This is a genomic window from Exiguobacterium sp. J17977, from assembly GCF_018616375.1.
GTDB classification, from domain to species: domain Bacteria; phylum Bacillota; class Bacilli; order Exiguobacteriales; family Exiguobacteriaceae; genus Exiguobacterium; species Exiguobacterium mexicanum.
Window position 1 is genome coordinate 23110 of the sequence record NZ_JAEQBB010000010.1, and the last position, 16669, is coordinate 39778.

Below are 16669 nucleotides of genomic sequence, written 5' to 3' on the forward strand. Positions count from 1 at the left end.
AAAATTCACTCTCCTATTTTTAATTAGTTTTTAATTGATGGCCATGTGTAATAGCCCGCTCGAATTCCTGTCTCTGCCCACGTATTTGAAGAAAAATATTTCCACTGTGTAGCGCCTGCTCGACGATATCCTGTGATATATAAGCGGTCTGGGTAAGTAGAGCCAGCAGTCGAAGTGCCATCTGTTCGGATTTCCGATCCTGTTGTAAGCGTCTCGATTAAAGTAGTCCCACTATATACTCGAACTTGTCTTCGTGTTTCAAAAATGAGTTGAGAAGGCGACTGAACACTTTTAGCATTCGACTGTCCATACGCTAGTTCATGAGTCCATTTTCCAGGGTTATGTCCTGGGTTAAAGCACACTGTGAAACCTTTAGTAGTATAGGCGTAAAGCATACGACTGTCATAATTCCAGTAATCTCTAGCAATACCAGCATAGGCAAGTGTTTCACCTTGACCGATATAGCCAATCGTATTTCCATTAAGATCTTGAAGCCTTGGATTATCTGCAACACTAGTAACTTTCCATAATACGGGGTTTGCCATAATAAACACTCTCCTAATTAGTTTTTAATTGATGGCCATGTATAATAACCAGCTTTGATACCCGTTTCTGCCCACGTGTTTGATGAGAAGTATTTCCATTGCGTTGCCCCCGCTCTTTTGTACCCCGTGATATATAAACGATCCGGTTGAGAATAACCAGCTGTCGAAGTACCATCTGTTCGAATTTCTGAACCTGTTGGAAGGGTTTCAATTAAAGTTGTTCCGTTATAAACTCGCACTTGTCTCCGCGTTTCAAAAATAATTTGAGATGAAGAAATGACTCTCTTAGCGTTTGAAGCACCATAAGCAAGTTCTTTTTCTGCTTTAAAAAGATTTCTTACCGGACAAGCATAGGTAGCTCGCCATCCTACTGTTGTATAAGATGCAACTTTAAAATAATCTGTGATGGGATAATGCTTATCGCTAAAGTACTCAATACCATACTCAGTATAGGTTTCACCAGGAGATAAATAACCTACTTTCACATAATCTGGCGTTGTATATAGATCGCAATTACTAGTCCCTTTCAACTTCATTAATACTGGATTTGCCATAATAAACACTCTCCTAATTAGTTTTTAATTGATGGCCATTTGTAATAGCCTGTTCTAAATCCTGTCTCTGCCTACGTGTTTGAAGAAAATATTCCCACATCGTTTCCTCTAGCTAAAACTTCATAACTTACAACCCCCTCAACTCCTTTATTTAAAAAATTGTGTAACTAGATAAACACTTCACCTCTTTTCGTGTTTTAAATAGTAAGGAGACATAAATTAATAATTCTAGATTTGTTATGTTACTCCAATACTATCTATGATTAAGTGTTCCTTGAGAGATTTGAACTCCCGACCGTTAGTTTAGAAGACTAATGCTCTATCCAACTGAGCTAAAGGAACAAAACCTAATTCTGGAGCTTTTGCAAGATGAGGTGGTAGACACTCTTCTGTTTTGGCTCTCTACTGTATATGTATATAGCTAAAAGTTTTGTATCAGTTTTTAAATACCGGATCCAGTTCTCCAATAAACTCAAAATCATATTGTATTGATGCTTCCTATTCAGAAGCAGTGAATAACAAGCGTTGCCGCATTGCTCTCAATCAAACAATTACATATTATGTTTAGACTTTGATCCTATGAAACGCCTGTCCCTTAGCATGAGATTAATATGACTAGCTGATATTTTTTAAGAAAAGCTTTAAAAAATCAACAAATTAATATCTCGTTCTAAAATAGCCATTTACAGTAAGTCTTCTTTGGCTTTTACATAATAAAGCATCCAATTTCTTAAAATATAAAAAAGAATCAATACGCCTTTGCGAATTGATTCAACGCACTATAGACAAAAAAACTGTCTGTAGCCTTTTTTATTTATCCTAACGGTCACAGCTCGTTTTTATGGGAGGAGCAGAGCCGCATCGCAACTTTTCTGTTGCTAAATTTCGGACTTTGTCACCTCCTTAAAAACCCTTCATTAAATCCTTTCTAGTTTTCTCAACAAACTTCAGAAGTTTATTTTCTAATGAATTCACAATGGAGAAATTTTTATATACAGTCATTATCTGATTGATTCGACCTTTATTTTTATTTCGATTGAAAATACCTCGCAATTCACTCTACATTTTCCTCTATCCTTATGTCTCATCGACTCTTAATAACTTTACAAATTTATTTAACTAGATATAAATACTCCAATTAATATTCCCACAAAATTTTTATCTGAATTATTTTGAATATTGAATAGATGGAGGATTTATCATGACACTACCGCATCAAAAAAAAATAATAAAGAGTTCCTCATCAGCAACTGTAAACGAATTAAAACAGAGTCTTGATTATCAAAAAGTACATCTTAAGGATCGAATAGACGTTGTTGAAAAAATGTTGAATCAAAGTGACTTTTACGAAGACTACTTTTCAACCCTTTTTAAATCAAATATTACTTCGCAAGACCCTTTGTCTGAGGAAGTAAATGTATGCCGCTCTTTGTCGCGAATGGCCGACTATATTCTTAGCTCTAAAGAAGTTAAGGATGAAAAGGACGCTAAAAAAAACAACTATGTATTCTACACAGACAATCAGTACTTTCGCCGGAAAATGGAAAGGGAAGTTAATTTTTCTGAACTAGGCGGATCAACATCATTCAATAACGAAGAGGACTTGATTCATCTATTGAAATGCTCTGAGAAGAACTATAAAGCGGAAAAGGTTCAAAAGATTGTTTCGGAGGATTTAGAACGGACAGATTTTCTTGGGCAAATTTTAAAAGATTATAAACAATTAAATGATTATCTAAGTAATGAGTTGAAATCAAAGAGTAATAACTACAATCGATATCTCTTATCCAGAATGAAAGGACAAACGGCACGCGATATGATTTACTGCAAAGATACGCTTTCTGGTGTATTTGCATACAATCCAAAGAACGTTTCTGAATCTACTAAACCCGATTACGATGTTTTTGATTTTACAGATAAAGATCACTTATTGGGGAAGTCAATCGCTGCTGAAGAGTCTAGACCTGCGCTAAAAGTGAAAGGGCTTTTATATTTTGAACCACAACCGTTGAGTAATGGAGATTTTGCTCTTGTTCTGCATGACTTGAATGAAACTATTAAAAAGGCTGGATTAACAAATCGAGAAAAATTTGTTCTTAGTAAAGTGCGAGATGGTGCTTCCAATACCTCTATTGCAGATTCTCTAGAAATTAACAAGATGGAAATAACTCGAGTTATCCAACGAATTGCAAAGAAAGTCATCAAAGTTGGCAATAAATACGACAAACGTAATGGGTCTGATAAAGAGAGCCATCTAGAATCTAATTAAGAGTCAAACAAATCTAAACTAATAAAATTCTCATTAGTACAAAGAGAAGGTAGTTACAGATTTAAAATGGTAAACACTATTTTTAAAGGTAGTTAAATCTAACTATCTTTTCAAAAGTCTATTCCTAAGACTCTAAAAAAATGAGAAATCGTATGTATAGAGTTAATGTAGTAAAAACAAAAAAATAAAGTTACCTTGGTTTAAAAGCTTTTTATATACGCATTTTACGAAAAAAATAGGACCGCAAGTACAAAAAATAAAAACAAACGGAGATAGAAATGGTTAAAAAATTTCATTTAAAGAGGCAACATCTATGGATTTCACTTCTATTAATAATTACGTTCATTCGGCTATACGTTCGATTTAATCAGGCACTTAACAATACAATTTTCCCAGAAGATGAAAATGAAGATCTTGGTGAGGAAGAGACTTCTCGTCTCAATGATTTGCAACGCAAAATTACTCGCGACTCTGTTTTTAACTACTAAGGCTAAGTTTTAGAATTGAACTATACTACACAACGTTTAAATTCATCTAAACCATAATTGAAATTACTAATTACTTAAGAGTTTTCAAATTGGATATTTCATGTTTTTCCCCACGAATCTAAAGTAAGTTATTTACGTTTATATTAGTAAAGATATAAATATCTAGTAACATAAATCATATTACTTGAAGGAGTTTTATATTATGTCAAAAAATATTAATCTTATACCTGTCACCGACTCTTCGAAGATTTTATCTGATGAGAAAACCGAAATCGAAATTATGAATGATCTTGAAAATATTAAAGTTTCATTAATTGATCACACACCATGGCCTCACATTGTTCAATATTTACCTAACTACGTAAATACCAAAGTATCTGCTGATTCAAACCTTGCCTATCCACCAAGCCAAAATGCAGATAATCTTGAAAAAGCGTTTAAATCCAAGACACTTCCATCAATTCTGGAAACGATCCGACTTACCTTTCGGGTTAAAGGCATTAGTGTGCAAGACGCGCTACGTTTAATTCGTCACCATACTTTATCCTTCTCCGCACAATGTACAGATGATCATTTATCACCTGACTTTAAAACCGTTGTTCCTGAGTCGATTGAAAATTCACCAAAATTCTATAAACGTTATAAAGATTTGACTCAACTGTGTCATGAACTCTATGCTGACATGATTGAATCTAAAAAGATTTCAACCACGGACGCTCGTCTTATTTTAAACAAAAATCATGACAATTTTTATCACGTGAGCTGTAACTTCAAAGATTTGCTTGGATTTGTTGAACAACATATTGATCAACAAAATCAATCGAAATCAATTAACATTCTTGCTTATCAGATGTGGCTTGCGGTTTGTCAGCAATACCCAATTGCCCATTTAAATCTTGTAGACTTTGAACAACCTTCACATTGCAACAGTGAAAATTTAAATGGCACAAATCCACCTAATGAAAAAACGAAGTTTGAATCAATGCTTACAGAATATAAAGGAGACCTGGTTTTCTTTTCTGAAACAGCAACCGACCATATCGAAATGATTCGCAAGGGTGAAATCTTTACCACACAACCCGAATGATACTGACTTTCACATATTTAAAAAATCGAGAACACAACTATTAATAAGCTTGCTCATAATTAGAGGCTTATAAACATATAACAATACAGAAAGTCTCATTGCTTTATTTTTGTCTAAAAGTGCCAAGAAGAAAGTTTTATATCGGTAATAGAGCCCGACCGTTCAGTTCGTGAACCTATATCTCATGATAAATTTACAATTCGTATTTTAGATCCTAATTTATCAACTTATTAAAAAGTGAAAAATGACATCTTACTGAGGATAGCGAAACTATCCTCTTTTTATAAATAAAAGAAACTTTAAAGTATACAAGGTACCTTTCTAACATCACATTAATATAATATATACGCAATTATCCCATAAATTTTTGACATGAAAATCCAGCTTTTATGTTTTATATATGATCAAATATTTAACGGCATTCAAATACAAAATCGCCAACCTCTATTTGATAGGAAGAGACAAGTACTAAGTTTTGCAGAGAAGTATTAGGATATATTCAACTCACCTACATTTAAACTAAAGATAGTAAACGATATGCCGACCAATTGACTATCCCAGATGAGGAACTGAGGCAACGAATCTCCCCCCAGTAATCTCTAACTTAAGATCGGTTGAGAGTTTAGATAGTGAGGTGAGTATGAGTAATCCTCCCCTCTGACCCAGGCTAGCAATACAATTACCGTGCAAGCAAAGCTTCACGATTACGGTATTACTCAAAATCATATCACGTAAATATAACTGTCTCGACAACACAACCTTGAAGGCTTTTTCACTGCTCTATAATCCATGCTATTCTATCTCAGGAGTTCGATGGCATGCTCACTTTAAGCTACATCCATTACTATAACTGGAAACGACTTCAATCACCTGAGCCTTGTAGAATAGCAGACCTAGGTGATTTACGTAGCCTGATGAATCATTCATTGTCTAACTTATTCGATTTGGTTTACACTTAAACTGTTATCATTCCTTCGACAGTTCGACAATTTTATAAAATATGATTCCCTTTTAATGTTAAAAAAAAAATAAAAATTCACATTTATAAAAATGTACAATAGTTTATATGAATTAATTAATCTCAAAAAATCACATTATATTCTTTCATAGAGATAATTTTGTCATAAAATGTCGATTAAAAAGGTGTCATATACTCCTTCACACTAGAGGGGCTTAATGTTATTATTTAAAACGTATTCATTAGGTCTAAATGTATGCTTGCTTATTTCCTCATGACTTCAGCACTAAAATTTTACAACTTTGTAATTTGTAGTTCTTTGAAGATTAACTTACAACTTTAATTAAAAGTAAAAAAATAAGTCGGATTTTTTCAGTTCATTACTTATGTACGAGTTAGTTAGAAAATTGTTCGTATAATCCAGCATGATCTACTGGTTTGTTCAACTTTCTAAATCTAAAACTTCTCTACATACCATGAAACAAATAGTCGAGTTTCTCATATGGTAGCGAAATTCAGCCGAAAATTAGCACCACTTTTTGTTTGCCTAAAAAAAGAACATACGTTCCCTTTTTTGATAAAAAATTAAAAAGATATGAGATTTTGATTTACGTTTCCCCAGATCAAGATATAAACGTATCGTATATTTAAAATAAATTGGGGGAATAGAATAATGACAGAAACGAAGTTAATCCTATTTTCTGACGGTACTTCTAAAGAACTTACATTTGAGGAAGTACGAAAATTGCACCGACCTATGGCGATTAAAGAAATGCGCAAAGCCAATTCAAAGTCGCTTTATAATCCAATTGAAGAAGAAGACTTTATGCAGGAAATGGAATTAGAAATTTGGAGAGCGTTTGAACAGTACGACCCAGATCTAAATTATTGTTTCAGCACATATCTCCAATACAAACTGTTAAAAGGAGTTCGAAATGTAACTTATTCTCGATATGCAAAAAAAAACCAGCATAATGGGTTGTTCTCAATGAATGCTACACAAAATGAAAATGATTTAAGATTAGAAGATATGTTTGTCTCTGAAGAATCAGCATCAAATAATTTTTTTTTCAAAGAATTATTTGAAATCATACAAAAAAATGTTCCTTCTGATAGTGAGAAAGAGTTATTACTCATTCTACTAAATAAGAAAGAACATTCAGTCCAAGACTATGCAACAAGACATAGAATTACTCGACAGGCTGCCAACCAACGAGTAGTAAAGCTTCGAAAAAAACTTCAAAAAATAATTAAAAACGAATACCTTACCTAAGTATCGACTCTTATCTGCCAATAAGACTATCAATACTTTTGCTTAGCAAGAGCCCTGCCAGGCTCTTGCTTTTTATATTATAGAGGGCCTTTAAATCATTGTCTACCTGATATCTGATTATTTTATCATCAAAAAAATACCAATATAGAAACCTCTTCTTATTAGAACAGTAGCATAGTGTATATGTATTAAATAGTATATTAATTATTTTTTATTACTTTCTAATACTTTATTTATTGTCTACTCCTTAAACTACGGTTTTAAATTAATCAGAAAAATACTAAGCAAAATTATGTATAATTCTTTATATATTGCTACGTACATAACCACTGCTGTTAAAATTTTTTATCGTTTTTGTTGAAACTATCTTCGGGAATTAACTTACTAAACTAAAAGGTTTGAAGAAATTCATCATGTTGAATAAGTTTTTCTGGAACTGGGACTTGTCGACGTGAACGGTTGCGTCAAGCGTATCTATTCGTTTGGAATATAGACTATGGTGGTTTTTACGTAGAATGAGTTCAATCGGGCTGGAATATATCTTAGACATAATTAGTGATAGGACAATACTCCGAAGGTTTATACGTTAAGAACACATTTGGATCTTGCAAACCCTTCGCGTAAGTTGTTATTAATGCCTTGCTTGGAGAAAAAAACAGGACAATTATCCGAGATTTCGAGACCAGACGTCCGACTTCCTTCCTTCCTTACTTCCTTCTCGAGATGTTAACAAGGTCTCTACCTGTACTCTCTCACCTCTTATCATTTAGGTTGTGGCATGGGACGGATCCTTCCAGTCCCGCTAGGCCATCCATTTTCCGATGAAACGAGACTGCGAGCTCGAGTTTCAGAACTTTAAAAAGAATAATGAGAGCATAATTAAACATTGTTTTCTATTTAACAAAATGAATCTTCTCGAATCGTTTGATCTGCAAACTATCAGACGCTGAGAGCAACAAATTGACACTTATTCCAGACTGCAAAAATATAAAAGACAAGACGTCCCGATTTAGAAATTAGTCCACAATACAAGAATTATTTAAAGACGCACTACATACATCTAAAAGATGACTGAGCGACAACGATAAGAATAAATCGATTACATCCACAAGTTAATTCGTCAATCTAGAACGATAAAATTGACGCATCGAACATTGCAAGGTTGAATAAAGAAATTCTTTTAAGGAGACGAGCCTTTCAACAAACCTTTCCTCCTAAAAAAAAGATATTAGACATCTTTCTCTTCTTAATGCAATAGAACGCACTGGTACGTTCATATAAGAAATTTTTTGACACATAGATAGCCATAATGAACGAAACGCCACTATCCTTTTTCGCAAATTATATATACGGTCGATAATGTTTCCCATGAAAAAGGGCCCAATTAGTTGGTGAATTAGTAATGAATCACGTCATCGCCACTGCGATACTGTACTCCATACTTTATCACATCGAAATCATCCATATGGATGACGACAGACATCAGATAAGAAAGCGGGAAACGTTGTCTGCGTCAGAAGTATCAAAATCAATTGGACGTTTAAAGCCTTTTATCAATAACTTACAACGAAGGAGTAAAGCATCAAAAAATTACATTGTTTTGAATTTAATTCACATTTTAACTCCTTAAAGATAATATGAAGGGTTTTATCTGATTTGTTTACAGTAAATTATGTGAGTGCTAAAATTATATTCATCGTGGAGGTGAATTCATGAAAGTGAAAATCCGGGAAGATGCCCCAGATTATTATTCTATAATGTCTGCTGACTTCGGCTGGGATACGGGTTGGGAGAATATCTTCTCGTACTTAAAAGGGAGATGGGTAGAGGTAGATACAAATCATTTACACAAGTATGAATACTATCTAAAACCTATAAAAGGACTATTTGACGAGCCTTTGAGGGTAGATGAAGATTTTATAGAGGATATTATGTGCGATGTGAGATACGGAAAGGCAAGATGCGATTTTTGTAACTCTATATCTTTGAATAGAAAAATATGTACTAATTGTGGCCGGAAAGATTATTTAAATCCTTTTTTTGAAGATGATGAGGAAAAGGCGCATAAAAATTGTAAATAACGGAACTGTTATTTATTTTTTTAACATACCTTAGCATTACTGTATACTATTTTATTATATGAAACCTAAGTATAATGTCAACCTGCTAATATGTAATTTTTATTTCCTAACCTGTTAGTGATAAGTCATTTACTAATCTTCAATACTTCACAATTAGCTTATAAATTTAATAAATTTAGAATCATTATTTATACTGACCTAGCCATACTAGACAATATTAATAATGTTTTGCTTAGGACATCATCATACCGGATTTTACTGGTATGATGATGTCCTATTTTTTTTTAGATAATGTCCTCATTAAATAGTAGGTTATGACTCACACTTTATGGATTGCTTTATGAGTTGAATGTGACGTACTAAAACCTCTAAAACTCCAAATTCGAATGGAATGATTAGATCGCCTCATCGTCTCAATAGTTGTCTTTTCGAGACACGATGCTAGTCAGATAGTTCCTCATGACGAAACCTTGAAAGATATACGAGGTACATAAACACTAACTTAATTTGAATGAATAATAGTCCTCGAGGTTTGTACCGAATCTCTAAATGCATATTTGACGTATCGATGACTAGTGGGATCTGTTGATGCTCGTATAACTTATGGGCTATGATTTCATTGTTAAATAGGTGGATGATTGTAAAAAGGTATTTCGTAGTGTTTCCATATTGGATTTAGGTGGTGTCCATGACTCATTCCTTCCTCGGTCTTTTGACCATGAAGTCTCGTTTGAGGAAATCAAGCGCTCAGCCTAAGACTTCCATTTGATTCGGGCTTGATCAATGACAATTTTTCATGAGTTTCTATTTGCTATTCCGGTTCGGCTGCAAACTAGTAGTTTTTCTTTAACAGGGTGCCCTTTACATTTCGATGTCCATTTTGATATTTTATATGCTTGCATCCTCGATGAATGTTTGCTTTAGCACTAGAGCGTGCTTCACGATAAGCTGGTCAAGTCGATAGATTTCATTGAACTGATACCATCTCATTCATGTGTGAATTTTACATTCGTTTTTGATGTCGAATTTTCTATGATTTCTTTATTAGCCAACTCTCCGCTTAGTTTATTTTTTTAACTGTGTCCACTTTATTTTATTTCCCTTAACCATACGTTCTCCCCACTAAAAAAACACCTACGATGCTAGCGCTTGTTTAAGTGTACCACCGCGAGGTGTTTTTATATTGTGGCGAAATTTAGGCCTGTCTCATATCGAAGTGAAAATTGATTACATTTATATTTATCTAGAAATAATAAGATTCAATTTTTTTGAACTTTAACAACGTTTTTATTTTTTTAAGTTGAAAATCTTTCATGGGGAACCTATTTGAAACAAACCATTTCGGAAATACATATCTTTCAAATTTTGTAGTTTCTGATTTGAAGAACCCCTATGGCTTATCTTCTGCTCTTTGACTTCAACTGTCATATAATAGACAATCTCTAACGTAAATTTACTCTTAAATGTTTTGAAGAGATCCTTTCAAATAATAAGATTAACTTCTCGTCTTTTCTTTTCACCTAAATAAATATAGTATAACTCATTTCGTTTTTTGCATCCGTGAATTAAAACCCATTTCTAAAAGATATCACGTTAATACATTAAAACTATTTCTTTAAATAAGTATGCGCCGGCGCATACTTTTTAGTCATTTTTTTCTAATGTTCTATTAAGGTAACTTAACATGAACTCTTTTTCTTCTTCTATTTCATAATCGTCAGGACTCCAAAGTTTTAAAACTTCTTCACTTGCACCTGAAAATTTTGAAAATAATATGTCCGCGCTAAAATAAAATGGAGAATGTGAAACTTCAGTATCATGGTTTAAATTTCTTACTATGAATATATCTGCCTCTTTTACATCATGGTTGTATCTGGGTAAAATAGAAAACAATTCATTGTAATACGCACTGTCGTCAACGATAACAATTTTATTAAGATGAAAATAATTTTCTTTAGTGTAATAATTGTGAACTAACTTATTTATAAATAACTCACATTCATGTTTTTCTTCAATATAACGGTCTTCGTACTCAAAGATCAAATTATCCAAAGTGGATTCTCTCGTCCAAAAAAACATAAATCGAAATTCAATATCAAATTGTTCATTCAAAAAATTATATAAACGGTTCAAAACATTATTGTAATCAAAATTTAAGTTCAATCCTTTATAAAAAAATATCAACTCATTAATTTTCTTTTCGAAATAATTCATATTAATTATGACTAGATTTTCATAATCATCTAAAGTTGTATTATTAAAGTAGTTTTCAATTTCCTTAAAGTCCACTTTTACTGTCTCGAATGGAAAATCAAAATCATCATAACTATAATCAACATCTTCAAAATTTCCAGTTGAGTCTATTAAATCTTGTCGCGATTTATAATCACTTTCTAAACCCAACACCCGATAGACATCAGGTAAAAAATCATTTTCATTCTTTTTATGAGCTAACAAATAATATTCTATAAAATCTGGATCTAAAAACATTTCCCACTTCACCTCAATATTACTTCTGCGAGCAAGTAATTTAACAAAGTGAGTCTGAGTAACTCTTTGAGTATCATAAAAATGAATTACGTTATAAAAAAAACTATAGAAAATTATATACTTCGGTATATGCGAAGACATATTTTTAATATTGTATCTTTTCAATTTTCTTATTTCATGCTCACTGTATTTTTTATCAGAATCAGGTAGTCTAAACATTTTCGTTTGTTGAGAATAATCAGACCCTGTGATAAGTGTATTTTTTCTAGTAAGAACGTTTATTAATTTTTTATCTTTCAAATTTTCATCGTAAAAAAAGTAAAGAAAATCATCTGCCCACTCTATTGTTTCATGGATACAGACTCCCGTTATTGTCCCTCCTACTCCATAATCTAAAAAATTATTTTTTAATGATATTATTTGAAATAATGATGCTGTCATACTTAGCTTCATTCGAACAATATCTTCTAATGCATCATAATTATAAAGTGAAAGAGTTCCAACAAAATTATTTAATGAAGTATCTAATCCTTCTATTTTTTTCCCACTTCCAATGGATATGAATGTATCAATTTCTTGATGCGTTTTGCTATTTATGTAAAATAATTTGTTGGTTGAATTATGAGAAACTAAAAGTACTTCTTGATTAGAATTTTCAGAACTGCTCAAGTAATTCTTTATGTATTGAATTATCTCATTTAATTGCAAAGTATCGCTCATCAAGTCCATTTGTTTTTTTAATTGATAAAATACTTCGAGATTACCTGCAAAAGCCATCGCATAATTATTTATCACATGAATTTTCACATCAGTTTCTTCTATAAAATAAGAGTTATAGAGTCCATAATTTTCTCCCATACTAGAGCATTCTTTTTCGTCTACTTCATTACTTACAAGGGATGAGGAAACAGAATCTGCAATCATATACACATCATTTTTATCTTTCCAAGCAAAACAATAAGTCATTTTAGTTTCTCCTTTAGCTTTAAATCACATGTTGAGCGAATGGTATAGTAATCAATTATATGTAACTTATATATTACAATAATAGTGAAATATATGCATGACTAATTCAAATATTTGGTTAAATTCTAAAATATACAATAAATCATATTTGTAACACAAATACGGTAATTGAAATAAATAGAATTGGTTAGAAAATTTGATTGTTTAATAATATGCTATATTTAGTGAAGAAGAGGTGATTAACATGGAGAACCATTCATCCTCCAACAGCCGCTCTCAACAACTCATTATTACGCAAGCGGTGAATACAATTAAGCAACATGGCATGGAGAAAATCCTCCAAGGTGTCTCTATTTTTGATATCAACGAATTCGTCGCATCGCTCTATCAAAAACACTATGCGCTTGAGAACATTGAGAGTGCTTATAAAAAGATCCGTTATTACTCCTTCATGAAGTTGAAACGGAGATGGGTGAAAACGGCTGTCCGTAATTATCAGGAGACGCGTGGTTACAATAAGGAACTTCGCGCTAAACATGACATGATCTCAGCCTATGTGAAAGTCGCAGGTCTTGAAGGACTCCATAAAGAGTTTCACGTGAAAACGATAGAGGACTATATGAATCTCTGCATCAGCGAAATCGAGGAGTGGGCCGAGGATCCAAACCAACTGATTCATACGTATCCGTATTGGTCTCAAAAAACAGTAAATCAAAAGACCACTACGCTGAAAACGGATATTCTTATGATTTTAGGAGAAGTAGCGAAAGAGATTGATTCGATGCAACGGGTGGCACATCATTCACCGACACTTGCTGTCGACATCCCGTTTTTCGGGATGTCTGATCGCATCAAGAACAAAACCGATCAACTTGACGAGAAGCTTAACGATGCGACACAGCTCAACCTAGAGCTTCTGAACTATGACTCGGTCGTCCCGAAGTACAAAGAGGGGGTTCCACAAAATCTCTCCGTCTTGGTCAGTAAAGAGTTTATCCAAGAGTTGAACGGTAAAGTGCCTGATCTTGATTCGAAAGACTTTGAAGCTTTCACCGAGATTTTGTCTTACCGTGACATCTCCTTCCAGACGAGTCGCAAAATCATCTTTCCGTTAGTTCACTTGGTCGAAAAGCTCTATGCCAACAAGAGTGGTAAAAGCTATGACCTGACGACGAAGCGACTGATGAAGCTTGGCTACTACCGTGTCGCAGGACACAACGATGAAGGGGACTTCTTTATCCGTGGACTCTTCTCTTCTGTCACCATCAAGAATGCGACGACACTCGCAGACAGCCAAGTGATCGTCACGGTGACTGAGGAGGTCTATGATGATCTGCTCAAGCAACAGATCGTTAGTATATACGGCGAACAGATTGAACAGTTGAAAGGCAGCTTCGCTTATCACTTAGCGTTTGTCCTTCAAAAGGAACGAATGGCTGCCATCCAGACAGGGGAACAAAGTCCGGTCCGCCGACATTGGCGTCAATTTACTTATTCGATTCGCTTTAATAAATCTCGTAAATCGGAGAACTTACTAGAACTTGAGGCAAATCTTAACCGCATCAAAGAACATGAGTTCATCTTGAAAGACTGGCACCGTTCCGGCGATTACTATTTCTTCACGTTCTATCCGCTCGAATCATGGGAGTTATTAAACCATACAGACACATTACTCCTTTAATAGAAGCAAATGCTCAAAAGAAGCCTTTTTATAAATGGGCTTCTTTTTTTTATATACTGGTTATTCAGCTACTGTTTCACATGGAACATTGGCGTATTATATTCTCTGTAATGACAGGAAAATTAGTGGATACTAGCAATGATTCAATCAAGTCACATCAGATTTTATGATCATATATTTCTCTCATTAACAGTCATTTTCGTTACATTTTGGTGCAAAGTCAATCGTACTGAAACGACATTGATTTATTGTTTGAGAGATAAAATCGACAATAAATCATTTCTGTACATTCAACTTGGTCGTAAAACATCGTACCGAAACAACATTATCACTGAATTTGGTCGCGAATCATCGTACTGAAACGACATCTCTATCAATTTGGTCGCAAATCATCGTACCGAAACGACATTTTCGTTAATTTGGTCGTAAACCATCGTACCAAAACGACATCTTTCACTTTTTTAATGAATTTTTAAAATAGTTTAAAGTTGTCATTTCTTAAAAATGGTCGCAAATCGTCGTACTGAAACGACATTTTTGACGGTTTGGTCGCAAATCGTCGTACTGAAACGACATTTTCATCAATTTGGTCGCAAACCGTCGTACTGAAATGACATTTCGCACTCTTTTTCGATGAAAATTCTACTCTGCATAAAGTTAAAATGGCTTGATAAAGCCGTTCTTATTAATTTGGTCGTAAACCGTCGTACTGAAACGACACCCTATTCCCCTGTAAAAATGGCTCAACATCAACGCTTTATAAAATTTGGTCGCAAAACATCGTACTGAAACCGCACTTTGACACCAATTGAAAAGAACAAGATACTGAAACTAGCATATTTTAGGATAGGGGAGGTGTAGGAGAGATGACGGAGACGAATCGACATATTTTGGTCGCAAACAAGTTATTAGTCGCAATGAGCGGATTAACGCGTTGGACGAAGCGCGCAGATCACTATCGCTACGAGCAGCATTACTATAATATTCCGGCCTGTTTCACGGCCTTCAAATGGACCAAGTCTCGGATCCGTCATATTCTCTCTATTCTCGCCTATGCCGATGACCAAGGGAAGATTGAATTTGCAGAAGACAACACGCTTGCGGATTTTGCATGCACGTCGATCCGCTCCCTACATAACAACCTGAAGACATTCGAGCAGAATGGCCTCATGACGGTCGTCCGTCACTTCCCAGGAGTGTTTTCAATCCAATTGACGGATTACCTTGAAAACTATCGCGATTTGTTTGTAGACGGTGCTACGGTCGGTTCGAAGACTGGATATACGTCTGTTTGGCACGGTCTCTTGGCCGAACTGATCGCACTCGATAATGTAAACACGTTGCGACTCGCGCTACGGACAATCGTCCAGGTCGAAAAAGATGTTCATGTCCAGTCAAATGAACAGGCCATCCTGACGTATGATGAGATCAAAGGCTTCCTTCCTAAATATTGTGGCCATAAGCTCGCCATCCAAAAGATGATGTCTGGTCTCAAATTCTTGCAGGTCTCGCTTGTCGAAGACAGTAAGCGTTTCTTAAATATGGTCAAACAGAACATCTCGCTCAAAAAACGAGTTCAAGACGTGACGCGACCGCTCTTACTTGAAGTCCAGCTATCGGCTGCGCAAGACAGTAAGCAGATCAAAGAAAAAGACCGCACTGATGTTCAACTCCTTTGGTTCGAGTTGCGCAAGCGAGTAGGGGAGTTCTTCGACTTTGACGTGCTCAAGGTCAACCGTGATTCACTCTTCTCGATGAGCGATACATTCGGGGCCGAGACATTCAAATGGGTCGTCGAAGAGTTAAAACAGGCATTCCTACACCATCGTGAGGAATTGGTCCACTCGAGCACCCATAAGCTGTTCTTTGAGGAGCCGATCTTCTATCTCCATCAACGACTAAAAGAGACCCAGGCAAATTTGGCTATCACATGATGGTCTATTTGTCATGTCCATTTTTGAAAATATATATGAAAACAACCCATTATTGCAGGGATTTCCGCCTGTTTGTTTTGTTTTCCATTCATTCTAAGTCATCATTGCTTGTTGACTGTACCATTTTTACTTTTTAGGAAAAAAAACAAAGCAGGTAGTTAAATAATCAAGAATTTGTTGAATTAAATCCTCTCATGTTTTTCAATTCTCAAATCAAGGTTGATAAAAAAAGAACCCTTTCGAACGAAACGATGGCCCTTTTGAAATATCTCTTTTCACTTAAATCGTCAGAAGGATTGGTATGACTGGCTTGAGAGACCCTCTTCTTTTTCTAATTCTATTA

General features: G+C 34.4%; 9 protein-coding genes and 1 tRNA gene. 6 read left to right on the forward strand and 4 right to left on the reverse strand.

Annotation, left to right across the window (positions count from 1 at the left end; translation table 11 throughout):
• Positions 1-23: 23 nt before the first annotated feature.
• From KNO58_RS14330 to KNO58_RS14340, 3 genes are all read right to left on the reverse strand, one after another.
• The gene (locus tag KNO58_RS14330) at positions 24-545 is read right to left on the reverse strand and encodes a hypothetical protein (RefSeq protein ID WP_214754988.1); all 522 of its coding nucleotides are present in this window, start codon (positions 543-545) and stop codon (positions 24-26) included.
• Positions 546-562: 17 nt separating this feature from the next.
• Positions 563-1099, reverse strand: coding sequence for a hypothetical protein (locus tag KNO58_RS14335; RefSeq protein WP_214754990.1), 537 nt, complete (start codon positions 1097-1099; stop codon positions 563-565).
• 268 nt (positions 1100-1367) lie between these two features.
• Positions 1368-1441, reverse strand: a tRNA-Arg gene (locus tag KNO58_RS14340).
• Positions 1442-2300: 859 nt separating this feature from the next.
• Between KNO58_RS14340 and KNO58_RS14345 the strand changes: the two genes are divergently transcribed.
• From KNO58_RS14345 to KNO58_RS14360, 4 genes are all read left to right on the forward strand, one after another.
• Positions 2301-3368, forward strand: a complete 1068-nt coding sequence (locus tag KNO58_RS14345; RefSeq protein ID WP_214754992.1) for a hypothetical protein — start codon at positions 2301-2303, stop codon at positions 3366-3368.
• A gap of 690 nt (positions 3369-4058) precedes the next feature.
• Positions 4059-4943, forward strand: coding sequence for an FAD-dependent thymidylate synthase (locus KNO58_RS14350; RefSeq protein WP_214754994.1), 885 nt, complete (start codon positions 4059-4061; stop codon positions 4941-4943).
• A 1631-nt stretch (positions 4944-6574) separates the two neighbouring features.
• Positions 6575-7174 (forward strand): sigma-70 family RNA polymerase sigma factor, encoded by a 600-nt coding sequence (locus tag KNO58_RS14355; protein ID WP_214754996.1) that lies wholly within the window; start codon positions 6575-6577, stop codon positions 7172-7174.
• Between the two features lie 1712 nt (positions 7175-8886).
• Positions 8887-9255: a hypothetical protein gene (locus KNO58_RS14360; protein ID WP_214754999.1), complete on the forward strand. Its 369-nt coding sequence runs from the start codon at positions 8887-8889 to the stop codon at positions 9253-9255.
• A 1644-nt stretch (positions 9256-10899) separates the two neighbouring features.
• Here KNO58_RS14360 and KNO58_RS14365 read toward each other — a convergent pair.
• Positions 10900-12711, reverse strand: coding sequence for a hypothetical protein (locus KNO58_RS14365; RefSeq protein ID WP_214755001.1), 1812 nt, complete (start codon positions 12709-12711; stop codon positions 10900-10902).
• A 244-nt stretch (positions 12712-12955) separates the two neighbouring features.
• Between KNO58_RS14365 and KNO58_RS14370 the strand changes: the two genes are divergently transcribed.
• Positions 12956-14392: a hypothetical protein gene (locus KNO58_RS14370; protein ID WP_214755003.1), complete on the forward strand. Its 1437-nt coding sequence runs from the start codon at positions 12956-12958 to the stop codon at positions 14390-14392.
• Between the two features lie 866 nt (positions 14393-15258).
• Positions 15259-16326: a hypothetical protein gene (locus KNO58_RS14375; protein WP_214755005.1), complete on the forward strand. Its 1068-nt coding sequence runs from the start codon at positions 15259-15261 to the stop codon at positions 16324-16326.
• Positions 16327-16669 lie beyond the last annotated feature (343 nt).

Bases quoted from the DNA above. Each gene is read 5' to 3' on its own strand.
- KNO58_RS14370 (WP_214755003.1), top strand. From the start codon at position 12,956: ATGGAGAACCATTCATCCTCCAACAGCCGCTCTCAACAACTCATTATT.
- KNO58_RS14375 (WP_214755005.1), top strand. From the start codon at position 15,259: ATGACGGAGACGAATCGACATATTTTGGTCGCAAACAAGTTATTAGTC.
- KNO58_RS14350 (WP_214754994.1), top strand. From the start codon at position 4,059: ATGTCAAAAAATATTAATCTTATACCTGTCACCGACTCTTCGAAGATT.
- KNO58_RS14345 (WP_214754992.1), top strand. From the start codon at position 2,301: ATGACACTACCGCATCAAAAAAAAATAATAAAGAGTTCCTCATCAGCA.
- KNO58_RS14365 (WP_214755001.1), bottom strand. From the start codon at position 12,711: ATGACTTATTGTTTTGCTTGGAAAGATAAAAATGATGTGTATATGATT.
- KNO58_RS14360 (WP_214754999.1), top strand. From the start codon at position 8,887: ATGAAAGTGAAAATCCGGGAAGATGCCCCAGATTATTATTCTATAATG.
- KNO58_RS14335 (WP_214754990.1), bottom strand. From the start codon at position 1,099: ATGGCAAATCCAGTATTAATGAAGTTGAAAGGGACTAGTAATTGCGAT.
- KNO58_RS14330 (WP_214754988.1), bottom strand. From the start codon at position 545: ATGGCAAACCCCGTATTATGGAAAGTTACTAGTGTTGCAGATAATCCA.
- KNO58_RS14355 (WP_214754996.1), top strand. From the start codon at position 6,575: ATGACAGAAACGAAGTTAATCCTATTTTCTGACGGTACTTCTAAAGAA.